At 61.6% G+C, this 26513-nt stretch carries 23 protein-coding genes and 1 pseudogene; 9 read left to right on the top strand and 15 right to left on the bottom strand.

The genetic code is table 11. The features are described 5' to 3' along the window. Positions 1–109 precede the first annotated feature (109 nt). Entirely contained in the window at positions 110–1450 is a 1341-nt protein-coding gene (rmuC, locus tag ACTG2J_RS00920; RefSeq protein WP_257686830.1) for a DNA recombination protein RmuC, read from the bottom strand. Then, complete coding sequence (locus ACTG2J_RS00915) at positions 1447–1662, bottom strand: hypothetical protein (protein WP_103250690.1); 216 nt, start codon at positions 1660–1662, stop codon at positions 1447–1449. The genes rmuC and ACTG2J_RS00915 overlap by 4 nt, the downstream gene beginning before the upstream one ends. A gap of 140 nt (positions 1663–1802) precedes the next feature. Here ACTG2J_RS00915 and ACTG2J_RS00910 point away from each other — a divergent pair, with 140 nt between their 5' ends. After that, positions 1803–2324 carry a ferredoxin-type protein NapF gene (locus tag ACTG2J_RS00910; RefSeq protein WP_005339657.1) on the top strand — a complete coding sequence of 174 codons (522 nt, stop codon included), beginning with the start codon at positions 1803–1805 and terminating at the stop codon, positions 2322–2324. A gap of 72 nt (positions 2325–2396) precedes the next feature. On the opposite strand, the gene ACTG2J_RS00905 is transcribed toward ACTG2J_RS00910, so the two are convergent. From ACTG2J_RS00905 to ACTG2J_RS00880, 6 genes are all read right to left on the bottom strand, one after another. Further along, positions 2397–2849 (bottom strand): Rrf2 family transcriptional regulator, encoded by a 453-nt coding sequence (locus ACTG2J_RS00905; RefSeq protein ID WP_005339654.1) that lies wholly within the window; start codon positions 2847–2849, stop codon positions 2397–2399. Between the two features lie 344 nt (positions 2850–3193). Next, positions 3194–4033, bottom strand: coding sequence for a PfkB family carbohydrate kinase (locus ACTG2J_RS00900; RefSeq protein WP_335820205.1), 840 nt, complete (start codon positions 4031–4033; stop codon positions 3194–3196). A gap of 106 nt (positions 4034–4139) precedes the next feature. Then, positions 4140–5111 carry a LysR substrate-binding domain-containing protein gene (locus ACTG2J_RS00895; protein ID WP_005356189.1) on the bottom strand — a complete coding sequence of 324 codons (972 nt, stop codon included), beginning with the start codon at positions 5109–5111 and terminating at the stop codon, positions 4140–4142. 183 nt (positions 5112–5294) lie between these two features. Continuing rightward, positions 5295–6023, bottom strand: a complete 729-nt coding sequence (locus ACTG2J_RS00890; RefSeq protein ID WP_069527013.1) for a glutamine amidotransferase-related protein — start codon at positions 6021–6023, stop codon at positions 5295–5297. Between the two features lie 83 nt (positions 6024–6106). Further along, positions 6107–7603 (bottom strand): CoA-acylating methylmalonate-semialdehyde dehydrogenase, encoded by a 1497-nt coding sequence (locus ACTG2J_RS00885; RefSeq protein WP_439997087.1) that lies wholly within the window; start codon positions 7601–7603, stop codon positions 6107–6109. 80 nt (positions 7604–7683) lie between these two features. After that, positions 7684–9015 (bottom strand): aspartate aminotransferase family protein, encoded by a 1332-nt coding sequence (locus ACTG2J_RS00880; RefSeq protein WP_287873396.1) that lies wholly within the window; start codon positions 9013–9015, stop codon positions 7684–7686. 186 nt (positions 9016–9201) lie between these two features. Between ACTG2J_RS00880 and ACTG2J_RS00875 the strand changes: the two genes are divergently transcribed. The 6 genes from ACTG2J_RS00875 (at position 9202) to ACTG2J_RS00850 (ending at position 15716) form a co-directional block, all read left to right on the top strand. Next, positions 9202–9744, top strand: coding sequence for a cupin domain-containing protein (locus tag ACTG2J_RS00875; RefSeq protein ID WP_005339643.1), 543 nt, complete (start codon positions 9202–9204; stop codon positions 9742–9744). Between the two features lie 124 nt (positions 9745–9868). Next, complete coding sequence (locus ACTG2J_RS00870) at positions 9869–11365, top strand: aldehyde dehydrogenase (protein WP_042054867.1); 1497 nt, start codon at positions 9869–9871, stop codon at positions 11363–11365. Between the two features lie 126 nt (positions 11366–11491). After that, positions 11492–11662, top strand: coding sequence for a hypothetical protein (locus tag ACTG2J_RS00865; protein WP_005341999.1), 171 nt, complete (start codon positions 11492–11494; stop codon positions 11660–11662). A gap of 125 nt (positions 11663–11787) precedes the next feature. Continuing rightward, positions 11788–12684: an EamA family transporter RarD gene (gene rarD, locus ACTG2J_RS00860; RefSeq protein WP_058056247.1), complete on the top strand. Its 897-nt coding sequence runs from the start codon at positions 11788–11790 to the stop codon at positions 12682–12684. A gap of 180 nt (positions 12685–12864) precedes the next feature. Further along, positions 12865–14484: a methyl-accepting chemotaxis protein gene (locus tag ACTG2J_RS00855; RefSeq protein WP_439997086.1), complete on the top strand. Its 1620-nt coding sequence runs from the start codon at positions 12865–12867 to the stop codon at positions 14482–14484. 122 nt (positions 14485–14606) lie between these two features. Next, a complete protein-coding gene (locus ACTG2J_RS00850) occupies positions 14607–15716 on the top strand; it encodes a YeeE/YedE family protein (RefSeq protein ID WP_257686835.1) in 1110 nt (369 codons plus the stop codon). 79 nt (positions 15717–15795) lie between these two features. On the opposite strand, the pseudogene ompA reads toward ACTG2J_RS00850, so the two are convergent. Together ompA and ACTG2J_RS00840 are read right to left on the bottom strand one after the other, a co-directional pair. Further along, positions 15796–16901, bottom strand: a pseudogene (gene ompA, locus ACTG2J_RS00845) (porin OmpA). A gap of 125 nt (positions 16902–17026) precedes the next feature. Beyond that, entirely contained in the window at positions 17027–17593 is a 567-nt protein-coding gene (locus ACTG2J_RS00840; RefSeq protein WP_040067639.1) for a TetR/AcrR family transcriptional regulator, read from the bottom strand. A 76-nt stretch (positions 17594–17669) separates the two neighbouring features. On the opposite strand from ACTG2J_RS00840, the gene ACTG2J_RS00835 reads away from it, so the two are divergent. Beyond that, positions 17670–18122, top strand: a complete 453-nt coding sequence (locus ACTG2J_RS00835; RefSeq protein ID WP_128836563.1) for an HPP family protein — start codon at positions 17670–17672, stop codon at positions 18120–18122. Between the two features lie 49 nt (positions 18123–18171). On the opposite strand, the gene ilvA is transcribed toward ACTG2J_RS00835, so the two are convergent. The 5 genes from ilvA to ilvG form a co-directional block, all read right to left on the bottom strand. After that, the gene (gene ilvA / locus ACTG2J_RS00830; protein WP_439997085.1) at positions 18172–19692 is read right to left on the bottom strand and encodes a threonine ammonia-lyase, biosynthetic; all 1521 of its coding nucleotides are present in this window, start codon (positions 19690–19692) and stop codon (positions 18172–18174) included. A gap of 3 nt (positions 19693–19695) precedes the next feature. Next, entirely contained in the window at positions 19696–21537 is a 1842-nt protein-coding gene (ilvD, locus tag ACTG2J_RS00825) for a dihydroxy-acid dehydratase (protein WP_439997084.1), read from the bottom strand. A gap of 144 nt (positions 21538–21681) precedes the next feature. After that, positions 21682–22626, bottom strand: a complete 945-nt coding sequence (locus ACTG2J_RS00820; RefSeq protein WP_439997083.1) for a branched-chain amino acid transaminase — start codon at positions 22624–22626, stop codon at positions 21682–21684. A 12-nt stretch (positions 22627–22638) separates the two neighbouring features. Beyond that, positions 22639–22917 carry an acetolactate synthase 2 small subunit gene (gene ilvM, locus ACTG2J_RS00815; protein ID WP_005342011.1) on the bottom strand — a complete coding sequence of 93 codons (279 nt, stop codon included), beginning with the start codon at positions 22915–22917 and terminating at the stop codon, positions 22639–22641. Continuing rightward, entirely contained in the window at positions 22914–24560 is a 1647-nt protein-coding gene (gene ilvG / locus ACTG2J_RS00810; RefSeq protein ID WP_439997082.1) for an acetolactate synthase 2 catalytic subunit, read from the bottom strand. Before ilvG ends, ilvM begins: the two co-directional genes overlap by 4 nt. Positions 24561–24944: 384 nt before the next feature. Between ilvG and ACTG2J_RS00805 the strand changes: the two genes are divergently transcribed. After that, a complete protein-coding gene (locus ACTG2J_RS00805; RefSeq protein WP_439997081.1) occupies positions 24945–26459 on the top strand; it encodes a YifB family Mg chelatase-like AAA ATPase in 1515 nt (504 codons plus the stop codon). Positions 26460–26513: the final 54 nt, after the last annotated feature.

Genomic DNA, 26513 nt, shown 5'->3' with positions numbered 1-26513 from the left:
GCCGTTTCTATTTACGGAGTTCTGAAGATGGGTAAGCGCTAGGCAGACGGTAGATAGTAAAAGGCCCAAACAGGGTTTGGGCCTTTGCTGATGACGGTGCAGGTAAAAACTACTCCTGCTCCTTGTCGCGCTCCAGCGCCCGCTCCACCAGCGGCTCGGGCAGACTCTTGGTCACCTCCACCCCCAGCTCGCGGAAACGCTCGACCTGCGCAATCAGGTTGCCACGGCCGTTGACCAGCCGTCCCATTGCCTTGTCGTAGCTCTCCTGCGCCTTGTGCAAGCTGCCGCCCATCTGCTGCATCTCCTCGACAAACAGCCGCAGCTTTTCGTAGAGACGACCGGCCCGCTCGGCAATCTGGCGGGCATTCTGGTTCTGCCGCTCGTAGCGCCACAAGTTCTCGATGGTGCGCAGCGCCACCATCAGGTTGGTGGGGCTCACCAGCAGGATGTTGTTGTCGAGACCGTAACGCACCAGCGAGGGATCGGCCTCCATCGCGGTGAGGAAGGCGGGCTCTACCGCCACGAACATCAGCACATAGTCGAGGGTGCGCACCCCGGGCAGCTGCTGGTAATCCTTGCGGCCCAGCTCGCGGATATGGTTGCGCACCGAGGCGACGTGCTCCTTGAGCGCCACCGCCTTCTCCAGCTCGTCCTCAGCGTTGTACCAGCGCTCGTAGGCGGTCAGCGACACCTTGGCGTCGATGATGATGTCCTTCTCTTGCGGCAGGTGGACGATGACATCGGGCTGGTAGCGCTTGCCCTTCTCCCCCTCGATATTGACCTGGGTGTGGTACTCGTGGCCCTCGCGCAAGCCGCATTCGCTGAGGATCCGCGCCAGCACCACTTCACCCCAGTTGCCCTGCTGCTTGCTGTCACCCTTGAGGGCGCGGGTCAGCGCCGCCGCCTCCTCGGTCATGCGGGCGTTGAGCTCGGCAAGACGCTCCAGCTCGAACTTGAGGCTGTGGCGCTGGGCCGTCTCCTGGGCGTGGGTCTCCCCCACCTGACGGCGAAAACCCTCGAGCTGCTCTTTGAGCGGGGTGAGCAGCAGATCGAGGCTGTTCTGGTTCAATTCGCGGAAGTTGCCGGAATTTTGCTCGAAGATCCGGTTGGCGAGATTCTCGAACTGCTGGCTGAGACGCTGCTCCGCCTCCTGTTGCAGTTGCAGCTTCTCGGCGGCGGCCAGCCGTTCGCTGCGCAGGGTCGCTTCCGCATCCTTGAGGCGGGCGGTGAGCTTGATCAGCAGGGTCTGCTGCTGATCAAGCTTCTGCTGGCCCTGCATCCGCTCATCCTGCAACTCGTCGAAGCGATCCTGCAGCGCCTGATAACGCTCCTGCGCCAGCATCAGCTCCTGAGCCTGCGCCGTGGCGGTACGTCGCCCGATCAGCCAGCCAAGCCCGAGGGCCAGCACGGCCGCGGGCAGTAAGATCCCCCAGAGCCCGGGGTCGATCATTTACGGCTCCGCTGACGCAGGAAGAGTTCGAGATAGCGGTTAACCAGGATCCAGATCACCACGTAGACGAGGTAGGCGGCCAGCACCACCCACTTGTGGGTGTTGACGCCGGTATCGAGCTCGGTGAACTCGATACCCTTGATGCGGCAGTAGGCCCACATCAGCAGGGGAAAGACATAGAGCAGGGACGCACGCCAGAGAAATAGCCACATATGTTTTCATTCAACCACGTAAAAAGACCCGCCTAGCTTACACAAGGGCAACTGCGCTTGCGATCCTGACGGCCGCTATTCTCTGGCCTGCTTCCCGAAACTTCGATAAAATTAACCCCTAATAGGTATCAGGGGCGAGCATGACTCACTATTTCCTCCGTTGGCTGACACAAGGTTGGCAAGCTTCCCGCAAGCCCGCCGTGGTTTGCCATGAAGCGCGCCCGCCGTGGGCCATCGAGGAGTCCCAGTACCTCTCCCTCTGCACCCGCTGTGGCGAATGTTTCAAGGCCTGCCCGCGCGGTCTGCTCAAACCGGCCACCCAGGAGGAGTACGAAGGGAGCCCCATCGCCGGTACGCCGGTACTCGATCTCGCCTGCGGCCAGTGCAGCTACTGCGGCAGCTGCGCCAGAGCCTGTCCCACCGGCGCCCTCGACCTGCAACTGGGTCGGCAGGTGCAGACCCGGGTCCAGATCGAGGAGAGCTGTCAGGCACGGCAGGGCTTCTACTGCCTGCTCTGTGAAGATGCCTGCCCGCAACAGGCGATCAAGGCCACCGCCGACGGCATCAACGTCAATATGGATGCCTGCAATGGCTGCGGTGCCTGTGGCCTCGCCTGCCTGCACGGCGCCATCACCCTGATCCGCCAGCCAGGCAGTCGTTAAAAACCACCTGCGTACAAAAGCAAAAGGGGCCATCAGGCCCCTTTCACATCTTGTTCGATATTCCACGCCCCGTCAGGCCATGGTCACAATAGTCTCTTGCTCGATACCCAGCAGGTGGCAGAGACGATTGGGATCGCGCACCGCATCGGCCAGGGTGTACTCACCCAGCACTTCGAGGAAGGCGTTCATGGCGCGGCGCAGAATGCCCTGAATGCGGCAGCCACCGGAGAGTCGGCAGTTTTCACGCTTGCAATCGACCGGACAGAGCACATGCTCCATGTCCATCACCACATCCCGCAGGTTGATAGAGACTGCAGAGCGACCGAGGCGGATGCCACCGTGCTTGCCGCGTACCGTCTCAATGTACCCCTTGATGCCAAGCTGGTGCACAATTTTGACCACGTGGTTGCGAGAGATGCCGAAGGTATCGGCCACTTCGGTAATGGTCGACAGACGATCCCCCGGCTGAACCGCCAGGAAGGTCAGGGTACGCAGGGCGTAGTCGGTAAATCGTGTCAGTTGCATGGTCGCACTTGCCTCTTACTACAAGCCAGGAATCAGGACGACAACATTGAGCTAAGAGGCAGGAGACAACCGGTTCGCCTCTGTTTGCCAATTGGTTCGCCAGAGGGGGCCTGTCTCTTAATCTGAGTTGCGGAGTGACAGGTTAAGAGCAGCACAACCGGGTGTCGATGAAGATGCACATAAATCGACACTTTCTTTGATTGATCGCAAACTTGCCGGGTTAGCCCGGCGTTTGCCCGCTTTATGGCAGGTAAATCTCCCGAATAGTTCCCCTTACCAAGCCCCTTCGACCAGCAGCCATATGGCCTGCGAACCGCCCCTCAATCGACAGTCAAGGAGGTGGTTCAGTGGGGTTGTTTCAACCAGTTTTTCAGCGCAAACGAGGGGATGGAGCTCTCGGAGGCGACGGCAAACGCGCCCCAGTCCACCGCGCACTGCAACGCATCCTTGATCGCCATGCCCCGCGCCAGACCATGGATCAATCCGCCAGCGAAGGCATCCCCCGCCCCCGTGGTATCGACCACAGATACTGGCCGGGCGGCAACCCGGATCTGCTCATCGCCGTGGATGGCCACTGCGCCCGCCTTGCCCTCGGTCAATACCAGCCATTCGAGCTGCTCCCCCGCCAGCTGGCGGGCATGTTGCCAGGGGTCGTTCACCTCGCCGAGATCGGAGCGGGAGGCCACCAGCACATGACAGGGGCGGCGCGCTTGGCCGCCCTTGGGATACTGGGCTACCACGAAGCTCTTGCCGAGCATCTGGCGCATGTAACTGATGATGGCGGTACCGGGATAGTTCACATAGAGGCAATCCACCCCCTCCAGCGGCAGATCGCCGGGCAGGTCGGGACGCCGCGGGCGGCGCAGTATGGTGCGCTCGCCGGTGGAGTCCACCAGGATCAGCAACTCGCCGGTCTCGCCGCCAAAGCGCTCCACATGGCTGCAATCCAGCCCGTAACCGGCCGCCTGCTCCAGCAGCCAGTCGCCGGTCTCGTCCAGCCCGATGCGGGAGGCAATGGTCACCTCGTGACCTGCCCATACCAGCCCTATGCCGGTATTGGCGGCGCCACCGCCGAGCCTGCGCCCCTGATCCACATATTGCAGCCGGGCCCCCGCCACCAGCGGTTCGGAGAGGGAGAGCACATGATCACAGTTGAGATTGGCAAGCAGCAGAATGCGGGACATAGAGACCTCGGACGATGGAGATAGCCCTAAAGAGACAGGCTGAACCCCGAGTAGAGCCCAGCCTGACAGAAGAGACAACCGGCAGCGATCGGGAATCCGATCGGGATCAATAGATGGGCAGCTCCACCCCGGCCAGCAGCTCGTCGATACGCGCCTGACTCGGCTGCTGCATCACGCTCTGGATCACCTCTTTGGTGAGGTGGGGCGAGAAGGAGCTGATGAAGTCATACATGTAGTTCTGCAGCAAGATGCTCTTGCTGAAACAGATCTGCGCCGGACAGGGCTTGAACAGATGCTCCAGATTGATGGAGACCAGCCCGGGGCTGTCGGTGTCGTTAGCCACCAGCGAGGAGATGATGCCTATGCCAAAGCCCAGCTCCACGTAGCGCTTGATCACCCCGGCGTCCATCACCGTCATGTAGTAGCTCGGGGTGAGACCGGCGGCATGGAACACCTCGTCCTGCACCTGACGGCCAGTGGCGCCACTCTCGTAGCTGAGGATCGGGTAGTGGCAGAGCTGCTCCAGCGTCGGCTTCTTCACCTTGGCCAGGGGGTGATCCTGCGGCACCACCAGCGAGAGGGTCCAGAGGTAGGCGGGCAGCGCGATCAGCTCCTTGTCGAAGCCAATCTCGTGGGCAACGATGGAGAAATCGGAGTAACCCTTGCTGATCTGCTCCTTGCTCGCCGACATTACCGGATGGAGGTGGAACGAGATCTTGGGGTACTTCTTGGTGAAGTAGGTGACCGACTTGGGCAGCAGATAGCGGGCGATGGTGTGGGTAGTGTGGATGTTGAGAGTGCCCACGGTCGGATCCAGATACTCGCGGGAGATCGCCTTGATTTTGCTCTCGATATTGAGCATCGCCTCGGCACACTTGATGATCTCTTCCCCCACCGGCGTAATGCGGTGCAGGTGCTTGCCACGGCGCTCGAAAATCCGCACCCCCAGCTCGCTCTCCAGCAGGCCAATCTGTTTGCTGACCCCCGGCTGACTGGTGAAGAGCGCATCGGAAGCCACGGACACATTGAGGTTGTGGTCCCGGATCGCGATCAAATACTTCAATTGCTGTAGTTTCAAGGCGTCACACTCTCACACTGGTTTGGCTCAGACAGGTTTGGCTCAGGCCGGGACGGCAATCAAGCCAGACAAACAGGCCGCCACATGGGCGGCCAGTGTACCATCCGATCCCGACATCTCAGCGCTTGATCCTTCATTTTGCTACAAAATCTAGCATCCGAAGGGGTGGCTGACAAACCGGGTTCAGGCCGCGCCAGCCCGCAGCGGCAGGATCCCCAGAAACTGCAGCAGCCACTGCATCATGGTCGCCGAATCCACCTCCCCCTCCAGCGAGGAGAGGCTGCTCTGATAACGCTCATCGGGTAGCAGGCCGCGGCGTCGCTCGATCAGCGCCCGGTTATACTCCACCGAGAACTCCGGATGTCCCTGAATGGCCACTATGTTGTTCCCCTGCAGGAACATGAAGTTGGGACAAAAATCGTTGCCCGCCAGCCGGGTTGCTCCGGGGGGCAGCAGGGCCACCTGATCCTGATGACTGGCCAGAATGCGGATCTGATCCCGCGCTGGCGCCATCCAGGGCTCATCTGCCAGCATGGGATGCACCGACACTCCCAGCCCCCATCCCTTGGTGGACTTCACCACCTCGCCACCGAGCGCTTGGGCGATCACCTGATGACCGAAGCAGACACCGGCCAGCTTGACGTCGGCATCGTGCGCCTGACGGATCCACGCCCGCAGTGCCTGAATCCAGGGGATATCGCTGTAAGCATCGTGGCGCGAGCCGGTGATTAGCCAGGCATCGCACTCATGCAGATCCTCCGGCAGCTCCCCATCGAGAGCCGACCAGACCCGAAATTCCAGTTCGGGGGCTAGGGCCGCAAAGCCCCTGATAAACATCTCGGAGTAAACGGGGCCAAAACGATCCGCCAGATCGGGATCGAGCCGGTCACAATCGAGAATTCCCAATCGCATCTGTTGTTCCTTTACAGAGTTCGCCCCCGCCAATCAACGACCGGCGGGGGCAAGAGGTTAGGCCATGAGCACGCGCCAGCGCGTCACTTCATGGTCGGCATGGAGAACTCGGCACCACTGCGCAGGCTCTGGGGCCAGCGCGCCGTCACCGTCTTCATCCGGGTATAAAAGCGAACCCCGTCCGGCCCGTGCATGTTGAGCGGCCCGAAGATGGAGCGCTTCCAGCCACCAAAGCTGTGAAACGCCATCGGCACCGGAATGGGGACGTTCACCCCTACCATACCGACCTGCACCCGCGCCGTGAAGTCCCGCGCGGTGTCGCCATCGCAGGTAAAGATGGCGGTGCCGTTACCGTACTCGTGCTCGTTGATGAGTCGCAGCGCCGTCTCGTAATCCGGCACCCGCACGATGGAGAGCACAGGGCCAAAGATCTCCTCGCGGTAGATGCGCATCTCGGGGGTCACCTCGTCAAACAGGCAGCCCCCGATAAAGTAACCCTCATCGTGGCTCAGGGTGCGGCCATCGACCCGCAGCACAGCCCCCTCGGTCACCCCCTGATCCACGTAGCCACGGACCTTGGCCAGATGCTCCTTGCTGATGAGCGGCCCCATCTCGTTCTCCGGGCTCTGGCCCAACCCCGGGCCCACCCGCAGTTTTTCCACCAGCGGCGTCAGCTTGGCTACCAGCGCATCGGCGGTCTCGTCACCCACCACCACGGCTACCGAGATCGCCATGCAGCGCTCGCCCGCTGCCCCATAAGCAGCCCCCATCAGGGCGGAGACCGCCTGATCGAGGTCCGCATCCGGCATCACCACCATGTGGTTCTTGGCACCGCCCAGCGCCTGCACTCGCTTGCCATGGGCCGAGGCGGTGGCATAGATGTACTGGGCAATGGGGGTGGAGCCGACAAACGACACGGCACCGACCCGCGGATCGGTCAGCAACACATCCACCACCTCCTTGTCACCGTTCACCACGTTGAGCACGCCATCCGGCAGACCGGCCTCCTTGAGCAGCTCGGCCATCCGCAACGAGAGGGAGGGATCCTTCTCGGAGGGCTTGAGAATGAAGGAGTTGCCGCAGGCGATGGCGACCGGGAACATCCAGAGCGGCACCATGGCCGGGAAGTTGAACGGGGTGATACCGGCGCAGACCCCCACCGGCTGCATCATGGAGTAGCTGTCCACACCGCGGCCGACGTTGAGAGAGTGTTCCCCCTTGAGCAGATGGGGAATGCCGCAGGCAAACTCCACCACCTCCAGCCCGCGGGTCAGCTCACCCTGCGCATCGGAGAAGACCTTGCCGTGTTCACGGCTGATGAGCTGGGCCAACTCGTCCCTGTGCTGCTCCATCAACTCCTTGAAGCGGAAAAAGACCCGGGCCCGCACCAGCGGCGGGGTTTGCGACCAGTCGGCAAAGGCGCGCTCGGCGATGGCGATCGCCTCCTGACACTCGGCGGCGCTCGACAGCCCCACACTCCCCTGCTGGTTGCCGCAGGCGGGATTGAAGATGGCCCCCTGGCGCTCGCTGCGACTCTCCTGCGGCTGGCCGTTGATGAAGTTGCTGACCCTGTATGTCATGTATCCTCCGTGATAACTGATGTGGTAAATGCGCTGAGCAAACCAACGCAAGGCCCCGCAGTGCGGGGCCATCAAATGGATTAAGGTTGTACCTGCAGGGCATCCTGCAGCAGGGTGAAGAGATCGTCGATCTGGCTGCGCTCGATAATGAGAGGTGGCGACAGAGCGATGATGTCGCCGGTCACCCGGATCAGAGCCCCCTTCTCGAAGCAGCGAACAAACACCTCATAGGCGCGCCTGCCCGGTGCATCCGGCATGGATTCCAGCTCGATACCCGCTACCAGCCCGTAGTTGCGCACATCCTTCACATGCTTGCAGCCCTTCAGCGAATGGGCCGCCTCCTCCCAGTAGCCCGCCAGATCGGCGGCGCGGCTGAGCAGGTTCTCGTTGCGATAGATCTCGAGGGTCGCGAGCCCCGCAGCCGCAGCCACCGGATGGCCGGAGTAGGTGTAGCCGTGGAACAGCTCGATGGCCCCCTTGCCTGCCGCCATCATGTCGTCATAAATGTGCTTCTGCACCAGCACCGCGCCCATGGGGATGGCGCCGTTGGTCAGCCCCTTGGCGCAAGTGATCATGTCGGGGATGACGTCGAACTCCTGTGCTGCGAAGGGGGAGCCGAGGCGACCGAAACCGGTGATCACCTCGTCAAAAATCAGCAGGATGCCGTGCTTGGTGCAGATCTCCCGCAGCCGCTTGAGGTAGCCTTTGGGGGGCATCAGCACGCCAGTACTGCCAGCGATGGGCTCGACGATCACCGCCGCGATATTGCTGGCATCGTGCAGGAAGACGATCTTCTCCAGCTCGTCAGCCAGCGCCACATCCTCCTCGGGCAGCCCTTTGGTGAAGGCGTTCTTGGCGATGTTGAGGGTATGGGGCAGATGATCCACCCCGGTCAGCAGGGAGCCGAACCACTTGCGGTTGCCGGGAATGCCCCCCACCGAGATGCCGCCAAAGCCTACCCCGTGATAGCCACGCTCGCGGCCAATCAGCCGGGTGCGAGTGCCCTGACCGCGAGCCCGCTGCCAGGCCAGCGCGATTTTCAGCGCGGTATCGACCGACTCGGAGCCGGAGTTGGTATAGAAGACGTGACCGAACCCCTTGGGGGCGATCTCCACCAGCTTGTTGGCCAGCTCGAACGGCAGGGGGTGGCCCATCTGGAAAGTGGGGGCGAAATCGAGATGGGAAATCTGCTGGGAGACCGCCTCGGCAATCTCGCGCCGACCATGGCCCGCGTTGCAACACCAGAGTCCGGCTGTGCCATCCAGTATCTTGCGGCCATCCTCTGAGTGATAATACATCCCCTCTGCCGACTTCAGGATACGCGGCGCCGCCTTGAACTGCTGGTTGGCGGTGAACGGCATCCAGAAGGCGGACATGTCGGAGGGCGTATTGATGTCGCTGATCGGTTTCATGGTCACCTCATCCTTAAGGTGTTTAGCAACTGTCGGCCAATGCCTATTAAATTAAACACCTGAATCCATAAAAAAGGGCCCGTTATCGCCCTGTCTGGTGCCACCCCTAGCTAGACGCATCAGCAGGGTGGTATAAGACATTTAACACAATTTTAATAATAGTAAACAGTCAAGGAGTGTCTATAGATGGATATCGGTCACCGCCTCAAGGCGGTTCGCACCAAGGCAGCCCTCTCCCAGCGCGAGCTGGCCAAGCGCTCCGGTGTGACCAACGGATTTATCTCCCAGATCGAGAAAAATCAGGTGAGCCCCTCTGTCGCCTCCCTGCGCAAGGTGCTGGAAGGCATCCCCATGTCGCTGGCCAGCTTCTTCACCGAAGAGACCGAAATGGGCACCGAAGTGATCTTCCGCGCCGCCGATATGCCGGATCTCGGCACTCACCCCATCAGCTACCGGCTGGTCGGGCACAGCCGTGCCAACCGTGCCATCGGCATGTTGCAGGAGGTGCTGCCACCGGGCGCCGACACCGGCGACGACATGCTGAGCCACGAGGGTGAAGAGTGCGGCATCGTCATCAAGGGCGAAGTTGAAGTGACCGTGGGCGAGCAGATCTACCTGCTGGGTGCCGGGGATGGCTACTACTTCGACAGCCGCACCCCCCACCGTTTTCGCAATAGCGGCGAGCAGGAGTGCGTGCTGATTTCGGCCAACACCCCCGCCAGTTTCTGACATTCAGAGGCGCATCGGCAGGGGGGCAATGTTTAATGAATTGTTACAAGATGGATTTACAAGCGGCAGGATGTTTAGCATATTGATACGCGGAAACTGACTTTTGCCGGTTCAAGGAGTGAACATGAGTGACCTGACCCTGGCCCAGTGGCAACACAAGGCCGCCCATCTGACCCTGCCCTCGCAAGCCTTTATCAACGGCAGCTATCGGGATGCTGTCAATGGCGCCACCTTCGATTGCATCAACCCGGCCAACGGCAAGCTGCTGACCAAGGTAGCAGCCTGCGATGCCGCCGATGCCGAACTGGCGGTACAGGCTGCCCGTGACGCCTTCAACGACAAGCGCTGGAGCGGCCTGCCGCCGAAACAGCGCAAACAGATCATGCAGCGCTTCGCCGAACTGATGCGTCTCAACAAGGTGGAGCTGGCGCTGCTGGAGTCGCTGGATATGGGCAAACCCATCGGCGATGCCATGGGCTATGACGCCCCCGCCGCCGCCAACTGCATCGCCTGGAACGCCGAAGCGATCGACAAGATCTACGATCAGGTCGCCCCGGTGGAGGAGTCAGCACTGGCGCTGGTGACCCGCGAAGCGCTCGGGGTGGTTGCCGCCATCGTTCCATGGAACTTCCCGCTGGTGATGGCCTGCTGGAAGCTGGGCCCGGCGCTCGCTACCGGCAACTCGGTCATTCTCAAGCCTTCCGAAAAATCGCCCCTGACCGCCCTGCGTATCGCCGGTCTGGCCAAGGAGGCGGGTATTCCGGACGGCGTGTTCAACGTGCTGCCGGGCTTTGGTCATACCGTGGGCGAGGCGCTGGCCATGCATATGGATGTGGACTGCATCACCTTCACCGGCTCCACCAAGATCGGCAAACATCTGGTGGAGTGCTCCGGCAAGTCCAACCTCAAGCGCGCCTTTATGGAGTGCGGCGGCAAGAGCCCCAACATCATACTGGCGGATGCGCCGGATCTGGACGCCGCGGCCAAGAGCGCCGCTGGCGCCATCTTCTACAACCAGGGCGAGGTGTGCACCGCCGCCTCCCGCCTGCTGGTGCAAAACAGCATCAAACCGCAATTTATGGAGCGACTGCTGGCCCATGCCCGCGAGTGGATCTCGAGCAACCCGCTCGACCCTGCGACCCGTATCGGCGCCATGGTGGATCACATCCAGATGGAGCAGGTGCTGCGCTATATCGAGATTGGCAAGCAGGAGGGGGCCAAGCTGCTGCTGGGTGGCAACCGCACCAATATGGAGAGTGGCGGCTTCTATATCGAACCCACCATCTTTGACGACGTGACTCCGCAGATGCGCATCTTCCGCGAGGAAATCTTCGGCCCAGTGCTGGCGGTGACCGGTTTCGATACGCTGGAAGAGGCTATCGCGCTCGGCAACGATACCGACTACGGCCTGGCGGCGGCGATCTGGACGGCGGATCTCAACAAGGCGGTGAAAGGCTCCCGCGCCCTGCGCGCTGGCACCGTGTTCGTCAACAACTGGGACGGTGGTGACATGACCATGCCGTTTGGCGGCTTCAAACAGTCCGGTAACGGTCGCGACAAGTCACTTCATGCGCTGGAGAAGTACACCGAGCTGAAAAGCACCTGGATTCAGCTGGAATAACACGACAAAGCAGCAGTATCGGATCAAAAAGGGGGAGAAATCCCCCTTTTGCATTTTTGGCCTTCCATCACCGGGCTCAATCCTTATAATGATAAAAAAGCCAACATGTTAAATATAAAGACAAAAATGCTATTTTTTCTGGGAAGCGTACTTTTTCTGGTGATCGGTTTGCCCCTGCTGTTCTTCGTGCTGGGGCACGGCGAGGCCTACGTGACCTGGGGCCCCTGGATCTCCGCCATCGCCCTGATGTTGTGGCTGTTGATGGACGTCGACAAGATCCGCCGCGGTAAAGGCTGACCGGCCAGCCACCCTCCTCCTATCCCTCAAACTTTGTTTATTCGCTTCTTTCCCCGCAAAAGGATCGCTACACTGATTTTTTGCGATGTTTTCCCGCATCCAACGCTTCAGTAAAGGTCATCCGCATGCCGCAACAGATCCAGCGTCAGGGCGTCATCTACGCCCTGTGCGCCTATACCCTTTGGGGCATAGCCCCCATCTATTTCAAGACCATCTCTGCCGTTCCGGCCGCCGAAATCCTGACCCACCGGATGATCTGGTCCTGCGTGCTGCTGATGGTACTCACCCTGGCAGGCCGTCAGTGGCACAAGGTGCAGGCGGTGCTGCGCCAGCCAAAAGTGTTGCTCACCCTGGCGTTTACCTCGGTTACCGTCGGCGGCAACTGGCTGCTGTTCATCTGGGCCATCAACAACGGCCATATGCTGGATGCCAGCCTCGGCTACTACATCAACCCGCTGTTCAACGTACTGTTGGGAATGGTGTTTCTGAACGAGAAGCTGCGCCGCCTGCAGTGGTGGGCGGTGGCGCTGGCCTTTGCCGGGGTGGCGATCCAGCTTATCGCCTTTGGCTCCTTGCCCTGGATTGCGCTGGTGCTGGCGTCGAGCTTTGCCATCTATGGGCTGGTGCGCAAAAAACTGGCCCTCGATGCCCTCACCGGTCTGCTGATCGAAACCATGATCATGCTGCCGCCAGCAGCCATCTATCTGTGGGGCTTTGCCGACAGCCCCACCAGCCATCTCACCCAGAACGACTGGCACCTCAACCTGCTGCTGATCGCCGCAGGCGCCGTCACCACGGCCCCCCTGCTCTGCTTCACCGCCGCCGCGACCCGGCTCAAGCTCTCCACCCTGGGCTTCTTCCAGTACATAGGCCCCAGCCTGATGTTCATCCTCGCGGTCACCCTCTATGGGGAAGCGCTGGCGATGGACAAACTGCTCACCTTTGCCTGCATCTGGAGCGCGCTGGTGCTGTTCAGTCTGGATGGGCTGCGCAGCGGCAAAGCCGCGCCAAGCCGTACCTGACACCGCCTCACCACCATCGACCCCGGCTAATCAGCCGGGGTTCTTTTTCGTGCCACCAGTGGCCTTCAGACTGCGACTTCCCCTTCTCCAGAGCCGACTCGCCATCAACAGACCACACCCGAGTCTCACTATCCTGCCAGAGAGCTATGCTATCCATGAACAGAGCCGAATGGAGACAACATGCTCAAGCACATTCACGACAGATCCCTGCTTTTTGGTCAGGTTCTGGGGATCATGGTCATTATCACGCTGATCTCCATCAGCTTTTTCGGGCTTTATTCGGTCCGGAGCGCAGCCGATCAGATGGGACAGGGGAAGGATGTGGTAGCCGATATTCTGCCGCCGCCCCTCTACCTCATCGAATCCCAGTTGCAGGTCTACACCCTGCTCCATGCCAAACCGGAGGAGCGGGAGGCCCTGCTGCAAACCCTCGTCCGACTGCAGCAAGAGTTCGAGAGCCGTAACCGCTTCTGGCAAGAGAGCAGCCTGAACGAGCCCCTCAGGGAGCTGCTGCTGGGGGAGCAAAAAATGCAGGGAGAGCTGTTCTGGCAGTTGCTCAACGACAAGTTTGTCCCCGCCATCAAGGCGGGGGATCTGGCGCAGGCGGGCGCGATTGCGGCACGCCTGCACACCCTCTATAACGCCCACCGGCTAGGGGTGGACGCCACCGTCATCCGCGGCAACGAGTATGCCGCCGAACAGATGGCCCATCTCGCCAACACCACCCGACTCTGTTACGCCCTGCTGTTGTGCGCCGCACTGCTGGGGGCCGGACTCATCTTCTGGCTGGGACGCCCCACCCAACAGCGGCTGCTGGCCGCAGGCAAAGCCACCGCCGCCATCGCCGAAGGGGAGTTGAACCGCCCCATGCCGGAGCCGGGCCTCGACGCCATCGGCGAGCTGATCCGCCAGATCGGGGCCATGCGTGACCAGCTGGCAACCCTGGTGGAGTCACTGCAGCGCAGCGCCAGTACGCTGGATGATCGCGCCACCAGCCTGACCGCCATGGCACAACGGCACACCGATGACAGTCAGGCACAGGTCGGGGCGGCCCACCATATCGAACAGGCCATCGAACAGCTCACCCACTCCATTGAACAGGCGGGTAGCCAGCTGCATCAGGTGGGGGAGCAAACCCTGCAGTCAGCAGAGCGGGCACAAGAGGCGACACTCGCCATCCACACCGTGGAACAGGTGATCGGGGAGCAAGTCACGGGCGTGAAGCAGGTCTCCCATACCATTTCGGATCTGGCTGGCCTCTCGCAGCAGATTGCCGGGCTGGCGGGCGCCATTCACGATATAGCGGAGCAGACCAATCTACTGGCGCTGAACGCCGCCATTGAAGCGGCGCGGGCAGGTGAACAGGGACGCGGTTTTGCCATGGTGGCGGATGAAGTACGCTCGCTGGCGACCCGCACCGGCAGCGCCACCACCGAGATCAACACCATCATCGGCAAGATCCAGGATGTCAGCCTGCGCGCCGCCAGCGAGATGGATACCGAGCTGGCCCGGGTCGAACAGGCGGTCACTCACACGATGACAGCGCGCCAGAGCGTCGCCCGGATCGCGCAGAGCTGCGAGGAGATCAACCAGCGCATCGCTCAGGTCGATCAGTTGATGAGCGATGAGAGCCGGTTGGTACAAGGGATCCACCATCAGGTCGGCGAGATGTCGCGGTTGGCTGCCGAGGCCAACCAGAGCGCCAGTCAGGCCGCCGAAGAGGCGACCATGGTCGCCCAGCACGCCCGCATCCTGACCAGGCAGACTCACCACTTCCATCTCGACACCACCCGCCATTGATCCCCGGCGCTGACGGGAGTCAGCGCTCCCCTTTTTCTCTGCACTGGTTAAATGGGTAGCATTAGACTCCATGAGGGAATAGGATCCGCCCCTCTAAAAACCAACTTCAAGGATCAACTGACATGACTCGAAAATGGTCGCTCCCCATCGTGGCAATCGCGGGGGGAGCGTTACTCTGGCTTGGCAATACTTTTGGTATGAAATGGGCTCTGATGGCCCTGATCGGATTCGGCTTCGGCTTCACCCTCTCCTTCAGTCGCTTCGGCATCGTATTCGGTTGGCGCGAAATGCTGACCAAACGCAACAGCTACTACGTGCGGGTTCACCTGCTCACCATCGCCATCGAAATTCTGCTGTTCACCACCTTCCTCTCCTTTAGCCACGCCCTCTTTGGCGATGCCATGGTGGGTAACGTGATGGCTATCGGCATTCCTTTCATCGTCGGTGCCTTCCTGTTCGGCATCGGCATGCAGCTGGCTGGCGTCTGCGCCACCGGCACCCTTTACTGCTGCGGCGAGGGACAACCCCGCTTCTGGCTGGTGCTGATCTGCTACGGCATCGGCACCCTTATCAGCAACCAGTTCCGCCCCGAACTGGAGGCTACCTTCTCCAGCCATGTGGTATTGGCCCGGGATCTGACCGGCAATATCTGGAGCGGCATGCTGCTCAATCTGGCGCTGGTCGCCGCGCTGTTCCTGCTGTTTCGCAACAGCGAACTCAAGCGCACCGGCGAGCTCAAGCCCCTCTTCAGCGGCGGCAACCTGTTCTGGCGCGATGGCCGCTTCACCGTGCTGACCGGCGGCATCATCATCGCCCTGCTCAACTCGTCCGTGGTCGCTCTGCACGGCTCGGCCTGGACCATCACCGGCGCCGTCTATGACATGGCGCTGCGCGGTGCCTCCCTGTTTGGCCTGTTCGAGGGGAACCCCAAGCTGGCCCAGCCGCTCTTTATCAACCCCATGGTCGGCATGTTCTGGCTCGGTATTCTGGGGGCCATGCTGGCGCGCTGTTTGAGCGGTGGCGGCACCTTCGCCCCGATGCGGATCGGCAACAGTCTGGCCTCCATCCTCGGCGGCCTGCTGATGGGAATGGGCGCCATGTACGCTGCCTGCAACCTCGGCGGCTTCTTCGATGGCACCGCCTCTGGCAGCCTGCATGGCTGGGTCTGGATGCTGATGGCCCTCGCTGGCAGCCTCATCGGCATTCGCCTGCGCCCGCTGTTCGGGCTCTGAGGCTCAACATCGTAAACACCCCATAAGAAACGGGAGGCTAAGCCTCCCGTTTTTACATTTATCGATCCCGTTGCTCTGCTTATTGGACAGGCTGGGAGACCCCTTCCAGATGGATTTCTACCCGGCGATCCGGTGCCAGACAGGCGATCAGCTCCTGCTTGGAGCGGCTGGCACAGCTGTTGCCAGTGACCGGATTGGCCTTGCCACGCCCCTCGACCCGCACCTTGTCGGCATACAAACCTTTGGATACCAGATAGCTGGCCACGCTCTGGGCACGCTTCTCGGAGAGGGCCAGGTTGTAGTTGTCGGAACCGATGCGGTCGGTATAACCGATGACAGTTGCGACGCCATCTTTCGGATTGGCCGCCACAATCTGGCTGAACAGGGCATCAAGCGCCTGATTGGCAGCCGGTTTCAGGGTCGACTTGTTGAACTCGAACAGCACATCGGAACTCAGGCTGAAGGTCTTGGGCGCCACCACGACCGCAGGGGCCGGTTCAGCAGCCGGAGCTGGCGCAGGTGCGGCAACCTCGCCCCCTTGCTGGCCGAAGCGATAGAGCATGCCGAACGAGATCAGACCGTTATCCAGCTCGATGCCGGAGCGATCGAGCGAGGTATCGCCCAGCGGCGTGGTGTACTGGTACTCCAGACGGGCAGCCCAGTCACGATCGATGGTGTACTCGGCACCCAGCGCCCCGACGAAGGCGGCACCATGCTTGTTACCACTTTCCTTGATGAAATCGGTAGCAGTGCGGGCTGATAGCTCACTATTGGTCCAGGCATAGCCACCACCAATCCGGCCATACAGATCGAACACATCGTTAACCGGGAAGCTGATCTTCATGGTGGCCTGAATCATCTGGCTCTTGGCTTCACCTTCGATCTGACCCCGCTCATCTCACCGGATGAGGTGTACTTGCCAAACCAGTCATAACCCAGCTCAAACGCCAGATTAGGGTTAACCTGGTACCCGGCAAACGTCCCCAATCCAAGAGCATCTTGGCTAGTACCTGTGTTGCCGAGCGCTCCCAAGGTGCTGGAAACCACCTGCTTCTGATCGACGTCAAAATACTTTGACCAACCGGCCTTGCCACCGACATACCAGGTATTGTCCTGAGCGGCAGCCTGCACGGCTCCGGCCGCCAGCAAACCACTGACCAATACGGCAAGCATGGATTTATTCATATTTTCGCCTCTGCAATAAGTCGTTATGGGCGCCTGAGTGCGCACTTTCCCTGTGTGAAGCCGTCAGGCGGCCTCTCCGCTATTCAGGGTATCCCATCCGAACGCAGCCTCAAATGACCAGCAGCTCAGGAGTGTGAAGCGGCCTGCATTATCGCGGTATCGTCGGTCAAAATGGTCTTTGCCAGCATTCTGGCCTGCTCCAGCGCCAGTGGCTGCTGATAGCTGTGAGCCATCACGATCGCCCCCTCCAGCAACAGGCAAAGCTCGGTGGCCTGTGCCAGAGAACAGTTGAGCTGGTTTATCACCCAGCCCAGTAACGCCTGCTTGTGGGCCATCACCAGCTTGCGCACCGGATGGCGCGGGTCGGCAAACTCGGCGCTGGCGTTGATAAAGTTGCAGCCATAGAAATCAGAGCGGCCAAACCACTCTGCGAAGCCGTCAAACAGCGCCTGCAGGCGAGCTTCACGTCCACTCACACCGGCCAGCCGCTGGTCAAGCAAGGCGAAGAACTCCCGGTCACGAGCGAGCAGCACCTCCTCAATCAAGGCATCCTTGGTCGGGAAGTGGCGATAGAGGGTGCGCTTGGTACTACCCGCCTCGGCCCAGATGCGATCTATGCCGGTGGCATGAAAGCCATGACGGTTGAACAGACGGTAGGCCGTCGCCACCAGTTGTTGACGCTTCTCACTCATGATTTGCCTCTTGAAGTACACCGATCTGTCTACCTAATGTGCCTAATCAGTTCTGGCAAACCAAGAGGAAAGCATGATGACGAAATGGTATGGCCCGTTATGGGCAGGTGTGGGCGCCGCACTCACCATCGGCATATTGGGATGGCTCAATCTGAGCTGGCATGTCGCGCTAGTCATGGCACCTTTCGGGGCCAGCTGTGTGTTGCTGTTTTCCCTGCCAGATAGTCCGCTGGCGCGCCCCAAAAACGTGCTGGGTGGACACCTGCTGACGGCCTGCGTCGGACTGGTGATCGGCATGCTTCCGCTCCCCGCTGAAGTGCAGATGGCTCTGGCAACCGGGCTGGCCATCGCCCTGATGCAGGGACTGAATATTCTTCACCCTCCGGCTGGCGCCAATCCCTTGCTGATCCTGATGACAGGACAAGAGCCAGCATTCCTGTGGCAAACGGTGCTGCCCGGTACCCTGCTAGTGATGGCGCTGGCCCATGGATTTCAATGGCTCAGACAGAAGTTCCCAATTGCAGCCTAAAAACTGAGGGAGGCCAACGCCTCCCTCCTTCTTCATAGCGATCTCGCCATCAACTAGCCAGGAATAAACGGTAGGCGGGGTCGTCGCTCACCTCTTTCCAGCCGTAGCCAATCTCGCGCAGATAGTCGTGGAAGGCGGCTACGTCATCGTCCGGCAGCTCGAAGGCGCAGAGCACCCGGCCGTAGTCGGCACCGTGGTTACGGTAGTGGAACAGGCTGATGTTCCAGCGGCAGCCGAGGGTCTCGAGGAAGCGCATCAGGGCCCCCGGCTGCTCCGGAAACTTGAAGCTGTAGAGACGTTCGCCGAGGGGCCGGGCCGGGCGGCCGCCAATCATATAGCGCACATGATTCTTGGCCAGCTCGCTCTCGGTCATGTTGACCACCGGATAGCCGTTGCCACCGAGCTGATCGATGATCTGGCCCAGCTCCTCGTCACCGCCGGTGAGGCGCACCGAGACGAACAGCGAGGCCTGCTCGGCATCGGCGTAGCGGTAGTTGAACTCGGTCACCATGCGGGGGCCAAGCTGACGGCAGAAGTCGAGGAAAGCGCCCTTACGCTCGGGGATGGTCACCGCCAGCATGCCCTCGCGCTTCTCGCCGATCTCGCAGCGCTCCGACACGTAGCGCAGGCTGTGGAAGTTGACGTTGGCGCCGGACAGAATGGCTGCCATCCGCCCCCCTTTGACCAGTTCCCGCTCGCTGTAGGCCTTGAGGCCCGCCAGCGACAGGGCCCCCGACGGCTCGGCAATGGCGCGGCAGTCGTCGAAGATGTCTTTCAGCGCGGCGCAGATCTGGTCGTTGGAGACGGTCACCACCTCGTCCAGATACTGGTTGCAGAGGCGGAAGGTCTCCTCGCCGATGCGCTTGACCGCCACCCCGTCCGCAAACAGCGAGACTCGCTCCAGATTGACCGGCTCGCCAGCCGCCATGGCAGCCTTGAGACAGGCGGAACCCTCCGCCTCCACCCCGATCACCTTCACATCCGGCAGCAGTTGCTTGATATAGACCGCCACCCCGGCGGCCAACCCACCGCCGCCCACCGGCACGAACACGTGGGTGAGGTGAATGTCCTGCTCCAGCAACTCCTTGCCGATGGTGCCCTGCCCGGCGATCACCTCGACATCGTCGAATGGAGGGATCAGGGTGTAACCCTCCAACTCGGCGAGGCGGCGGCTCTCGGCATAGGCCTCGTCGAAGCTGTTGCCGAACAGCATGACGTTGCCGCCCTGCCGGCGTACCGCATCGATCTTGATATCCGGCGTGGTCTTGGGCATCACGATGATCGCCTTGATGCCGAGCTTGGCGGCCGACAGGGCGACCCCCTGCGCGTGGTTGCCCGCAGAGGCAGCGATAACGCCGTGATCCTTTTGCTCCTGGGTCAGAGTGGCGATCTTGTGGTAGGCGCCACGCAGCTTGAAGGAGTGGACCGGTTGCAGATCCTCCCGCTTCAGACTGACATGGTTGCCGAGCCGCTCGGACAATTTTTTAAGGGTCTGCAAAGGGGTCACCCGCGCCGCCTCATAGACGGGAGAGAGCAGCACCTTGCGTAGATAATCAGCCGCAGAGACCATGACTTACTCCCCCAGCATCGAACGATCACGCACCGCACCCTTGTCGGCGCTGGTGGCGAACATGGCATAGGCGCGCAGGGCAAAGGAGACCTGACGCTGACGATCGAGCGGCTTCCAGCCACGAGCTTCCACGGCGACGCGGCGGGCAGCCAGCACGCTGTCGGCCACCTCCAGCACCATGCTGCGGGCCGGGATATTGATGCTGATGATGTCGCCATCCTCCACCAGACCTATGGTGCCGCCGGAAGCGGCCTCCGGCGAAACATGGCCGATGGAGAGGCCCGAAGTACCGCCGGAGAAGCGACCATCGGTGATGAGGGCGCACGCCTTGCCCAATCCCATGGATTTCAGATAGGTAGTGGGGTAGAGCATCTCCTGCATACCCGGGCCCCCTTTCGGCCCTTCGTAGCGGATCACCACCACCTCGCCCGCTTTCACGGTACCGTCGAGGATGCCGTTCACCGCGCTCTCCTGACTCTCGAACACCCGGGCAGGGCCACGGAAGGTGAGGTTCTCCTCATCCACCCCGGCAGTCTTGACGATGGCGCCGTTGAGCGCGAGGTTGCCGGAAAGCACGGCGAGGCCGCCCTCCTGGCTGTAAGCGTTGTCCAGCGAGCGGATGCAGCCTTCGGCGCGGTCCAGATCCAGCTCTGGCCAGCGGCAATCCTGACTGAACGCCTTGGTGGTGCGGATCCCGGCCGGGCCAGCGCGGTAGAAGTCCACCACCTCCTGACTCGGCTGGCGGCTGACGTCATATTCATCGAGCTGTTCAACGAGGGAGCAACCCAGCACGGTACGGGTATCCCCATGCACCAGACCCGCTTTTTCCAGCTGGCCCAGAATGGCGACCACGCCACCGGCACGGTGCACATCTTCCATATGGTATTTCTGGGTGGAGGGCGCCACCTTGCAGAGCTGCGGCACCTTGCGCGACATGCGGTCGATATCGGCCATGGTGAAGTCGACGCCCGCCTCCTGCGCCGCCGCCAGCAGGTGCAGCACGGTATTGGTGGAGCCGCCCATGGCGATATCGAGCGCCATGGCATTCTCAAACGCCGCCTTGGTGGCGATATTGCGCGGCAGGGCGGTCTCGTCATCCTGCTCATACCAGCGTTTGGCCAGGGTCACGATGCGCTGACCCGCCAGCTTGAACAGCTGCTCGCGATCGGCGTGGGTCGCCAGCATGGAGCCGTTACCCGGCTGGGAGAGGCCGAGCGCCTCGGTCAGGCAGTTCATGGAGTTGGCGGTAAACATGCCGGAACAGGAGCCGCAGGTGGGGCAGGCACTGCGCTCCACCTGTTCGCTCTGGGCGTCCGACACCTTGGGGTCGGCCCCCTGGATCATGGCGTCTACCAGATCCAGCTTGATGATCTGGTCGGAGAGCTTGGTCTTGCCCGCTTCCATCGGGCCGCCGGAGACAAAAATGACCGGGATGTTGATGCGCAGGGCGGCCATCAGCATCCCCGGGGTGATCTTGTCGCAGTTGGAGATGCAGACCATGGCGTCGGCACAGTGGGCGTTGACCATGTACTCCACCGAGTCGGCAATCAGCTCCCGCGATGGCAGGGAGTAGAGCATGCCGCCGTGGCCCATGGCGATGCCGTCATCCACAGCGATGGTGTTGAACTCCTTGGCAACACCACCCGCTGCTTCGATTTCGCGCGCCACCAGCTGACCCAGATCCTTGAGGTGGACGTGGCCCGGCACGAACTGAGTGAAGGAGTTGACCACGGCGATGATGGGTTTGCCGAAATCCTGATCGGTCATTCCGGTGGCGCGCCACAGGGCGCGGGCCCCGGCCATGTTACGTCCGTGGGTGGTGGTGGCGGATCTCAACTTCGGCATTGTCTCTACTCCCTGAATGCCCATATGGGCTCGATGCGTTATGCGGTGATGATACGAGTGGATCGGAATCGATCCTGGTGAGCACTCCTCTGGAAAGCGCTCACCGGAAGCGACTCGGGGAGGCATGGAGCCTCCCCTCTCTCATCAGTCGTTGACGGGCGTCAGCCAGCCCCACTTGTCTTCAGTCTTGCCATTGAACAGGCCGAAGAAGGCGTTCTGCAGCTGCTCGGTCACCGGGCCACGGCTGCCAGCGCCCACCTTCATTCGATCGACGGAGCGCACCGGCGTCACTTCGGCGGCGGTGCCGGTCATAAAGATTTCGTCTGCCACATAGAGCGCCTCACGGGGCAGCGCCTGCTCGCGCACCTCGTAACCCAAGTCACGCGCCAGCGTCATGATGGTGTCACGGGTGATGCCGGGCAGGATGGCGGCGGTAGCAGGCGGGGTGAACAGCACGCCGTTCTTCACCAGAAACAGGTTCTCCCCCGCGCCTTCGCTCAGGTAGCCATTCACATCCAGCGCCAGCCCTTCGGCGAAGCCGTTGCGCTTGGCCTCCCGGCTGATCAGCTGGGAAGACAAATAGTTGCCGCCCGCCTTGGCGCCGGTGGGGATGGTGTTGGGAGCGAGCCGGTTCCATGAGGTGACGCACACATCCACCCCGTTTTTCAGCCCCTCCTCCCCCAGATAGGCGCCCCACGGCAGGGCTGCCACCATCAGGTCCACCTTGGCATCCAGCGGTGGATGCAGCCCCAGCCCCACGTTGCCGACAAAGGCCAGCGGGCGCAGGTAGCCGCTCTTCAGGCCGTTCTCGCGCACCACGGTGCGGCAGGCTTCATTCACTTCGGACTCGCTGTAGGGGACGTCCATCCAGTAAATCTTGGCGGAGTCGAACAGGCGGCGGGTGTGCTCCTGCAGACGGAAGATACAGGTTCCTTTGGGGGTATCGTAGGCGCGCACACCCTCAAACACCGAGGAGCCGTAGTGCAGGGCGTGGCTAATCACGTGCACCTGAGCATCTTGCCAGGGCACCAGTGTGCCGTTGAACCAGATGTACTTTGGTTGAGAGGCTGATTGGGAAGGCTGTGACATTGGCTTGGCTCCTTAAGCTCTGATCCGGGGTTGCTGTTCCAGTGCATCGACCCGGGAGACGTCCACCAGCTTCACCAGCTGGCTCCACAACTGCTGGATGGGACGCACCGACTCGACAGTAACCGTGATCCGCAGCTGTTGGCAATCCTGCTCCATATTAAGGGCGCAGAGATTGAAACCGCGGTGACGCACCACCCGCAGCACCCGCTCCATCACTTCGGGTCTGGGCTGGGCGTGGATATGCAGGGTGTGTTGTGCAAATGCTGGCTGGGCAAGGGTGTGCGGGTTCATGGGCGTTGCTCCATCATCTGGTGGTTGGCGACTCCCGGCGGAACCAGGGGCCAGACGTTTTCTTCCTCTGAAATAGCCACATGCAGCAGGTAGGCACTCTCGCTTGCCAGCAGGCGATCGAGGGCTCCGGCTATCTGCTCCTTGCATGTGATGGTCTCGCCCGGAATGCCGAAAGCAGCAGCCAGGGCGACGAAATCGGGGTTGTCGGAGAGGATGGTCTCGCTGTAGCGGCCATCGAAAAACAGCTCCTGCCACTGGCGTACCATACCGAGGCGCTGATTATCCAGCAGCACCATCTTCACCTTGAGCTGGGCCCGGCGGATGGTGCCGAGCTCCTGCACGTTCATCATGAAAGAGCCGTCACCGCTCACCAGCACCACTTCATCCTCCGGGCGCGACATCTTGGCGCCGATGGCGGCGGGCAGACCGAAACCCATGGTGCCAAGACCGGCGCTGGAGAGGTGGTTGCGCGGGCTGGTGAAGCGCATGTGCTGGGCCACCCACATCTGGTGCTGACCCACGTCGCAGGCCACCACGCTGCTCTCCGGCAGCCGGGCAGAGAGCTGCTTGAGCAGGGCTGGAGCGTAGATGGCCTGACCCGGGTGGTCGTAGCGAAATGCATATTCGCGGGCCATGGCGGCGCAGTGTTCACGCCATTGGGCGATGTCGAGAGTCATGGCGAGGCGCGGCAACACCTGTTTGAGATCCGTGGTGATACCCACCTCGGCGGCGCGGCGCTTGCCAAACTCGGCGGCATCCACATCGAGATGGATCACCTTGGCCTCGGGAGCAAACTCCTCCAGCTTGCCGGTCACCCGATCATCGAAACGGGCGCCCACCACCAGCAGCAGATCGCACTGCTGCACCGCGTAGTTGGCGGCCTTGGTGCCGTGCATGCCGAGCATGCCCAGATAAACGGAACTATCGGGGTCGAGCGCTCCAATCCCCTTGAGGGTGGTGACCGCAGGCATGCCAGTTGCGGCAGCAAAGTCGCGCAACTGCTGCTCGGCATTGGCCATGCCCACTCCGCCACCGACGTAGAGCACCGGACGCTCGGCGGCAGCGAGCAGAGTGCGGGCTGCGGTCAGCTCCGAGGGATTGAGCACCTCCGGCTCTTCCACCGCAAACAGCGGGCTCTGGGCAGGCACGGCGGCCAGTTGCACATCCTTGGGGAGATCGATCAGCACAGGGCCGGGGCGACCTTCGGTGGCGATGGCGAAAGCTTCTGCCAGCACGCGCCCCAGATCGGCGGCATCGGTCACCATGAAGGAGTGCTTGGTACAGGAGAGGGACATGCCGAGCACGTCGACCTCCTGAAACGCATCGGTGCCGATGGCGGAACAGGGCACCTGACCGCTGATGGCCACCAGCGGCACCGAATCGAGCAACGCCTCCGCCAGACCGGTTACCAGATTGGTAGCGCCGGGGCCGGAGGTGGCGATGCAGACCCCCACCTGACCGGAGGCGCGGGCATAACCGACCGCCGCCATGGCGGCACCCTGCTCGTGGCGGCAGAGCTGATGGGCCAGACCACCGTCATACAGGGCATCGTAGACCGGCATGATGGCCCCGCCCGGGTAACCAAACACCTGGGTCACACCCTGTTTCTTGAGAGCCTGTACCAAAAACTGCGCGCCGTTCATGTGGAAAATCCTGTCCTTTGGTCGAAAAAAAACCCCCGAGCTGTGAGGCTCGGGGGTCGCTTGTTTCGTTCTGTCCGGTGGTGGGTCTATCCCTTGTTCCGTGCAGCTAAACGAGCCCCGAGCGGTGAGATAATAATCACCACTAGGACCACAATAATGCTGACGAAACGGGAGGCCATGTTCATAGTTACAACCGGAAATCCTGTGAAATTGGGGCGGTTTCTACCGCGAATGGCTATTAGAACTAGCACGGTGATTTTTATTGGGCAAGCCTTTTTTCTGTGACAACCCACTGATTTTGGCTATTCCTCAGCCGGAACTCTGGAATAAAAAACCAACAACAAGCAGTTAGTCAGAACATATATCAACTCAAGGACGGGATTTATGTCATTAGCTGTGGTTTATAGCCGTGCCAGCCTCGGGATCTCGGCCCCGCAAGTTACAGTGGAAGTTCACCTCTCCAACGGCCTGCCCGCCTTCAACATGGTCGGCCTGCCGGAAACCTCGGTGAAAGAGTCGCGGGATCGGGTGCGCAGCGCCCTGCTCAACGGCAATTTCGAGTTCCCGAGCAAACACATCACAGTTAATCTGGCCCCCGCCGACCTACCCAAGGAGGGGGGCCGTTTCGATCTGGCCATCGCCATCGGCATTCTCGCTGCTTCCAAGCAGATACCGGCAAAATACCTGCTCGATCACGAATTTTTAGGGGAATTGGCCCTGACCGGAGAGATCCGTCCTGTGCTCGGGGTGCTGCCCGCCGTGCTCGCCTGCCGGGATGCGGGACGGACTCTGCTGGTGCCGCGGGAGAACGGCCCCGAAGCTTCCCTTATTCAGGATGCCGAGGTGCGCACCGCTCACCAGCTGTTGGCCGTCACCGCCTGGCTGGCAGGCCAATACGAACTGCCGCTGCCGGATCCCCAAAGCGCGGAGAGCCTGCCCGACGTACCGGATCTGCAGGATGTGATTGGCCAGTCACAGGCCAAGCGGGCGCTGGAGATCGCCGCCGCCGGCAGCCACAACCTGCTGTTCATCGGCCCGCCCGGCACCGGCAAGAGCATGCTGGCAAGCCGTCTGCCCGGCATTCTGCCGCCGCTCAGCGAGCAGGAAGCGCAGCAGACTGCCGCCATCCACTCCATCGGTGGCCTCACCCCGCGCGCCGGTCACTGGCACCACAGACCCTATCGCACGCCGCACCACAGTGCCTCCGCAGTAGCGCTGGTGGGCGGTGGCAGCCACCCGCGGCCCGGCGAAATATCGTTGGCCCACAACGGGGTGCTGTTTCTGGATGAATTGCCCGAATTCGAGCGCAAGGTGCTCGACTCCCTCCGTGAGCCGCTGGAAACCGGCCACATCACCATCAGCCGGGCCGCCCGTCAGGTCGATTTTCCCGCTCGCTTCCAGCTGGTGGGCGCCATGAATCCCAGCCCCTGTGGCCACTATGGCGACGGCCAGACCCGCTCCAGTCCGGATCAGATCCTGCGCTACCTCGGCAAGCTCTCCGGCCCCTTTCTCGACCGCTTCGACCTGACGGTGGAGGTGCCACTGCTGCCCAAGGGGAGCCTGACAGGCAAGGCGGAGCGGGGGGAGTCTAGTCAGCAGATCCGCGATCGGGTGCTGGCGGCGCGAGAGCGCATGCTGAGCCGTAACGGCAAGCTCAACAATCTCCTTGATAGTCGTGAAATCGAAGATATTTGCCGCTTATCACCGCAAGATGCCGAATTTTTGGAGAACGCCATCCAGAAGCTGGGGCTCAGCATCCGGGCTTGGCATCGCATCCTGCGGGTGTCACGCACCATCGCCGATCTGGCCGGGCAACCCGCCATCGGCAAGGAGCATCTTATCGAGGCGCTCGGTTATCGCGCCATGGACAGGCTGCTGTCGCGACTGCGCAGCAGCTGACAGAAGGGAAAGGGTGAGTCCAACCCCGTAACGGCTCTGAATGGTCTCGCAGGC

Source organism: Aeromonas sp. 6P (assembly GCF_051919525.1).
Classification (GTDB): Bacteria; Pseudomonadota; Gammaproteobacteria; order Enterobacterales; family Aeromonadaceae; genus Aeromonas; species Aeromonas veronii.
The sequence above is the reverse complement of the archived record's forward strand: the minus strand, read 5'-3'. Positions and strand labels throughout refer to the sequence as shown.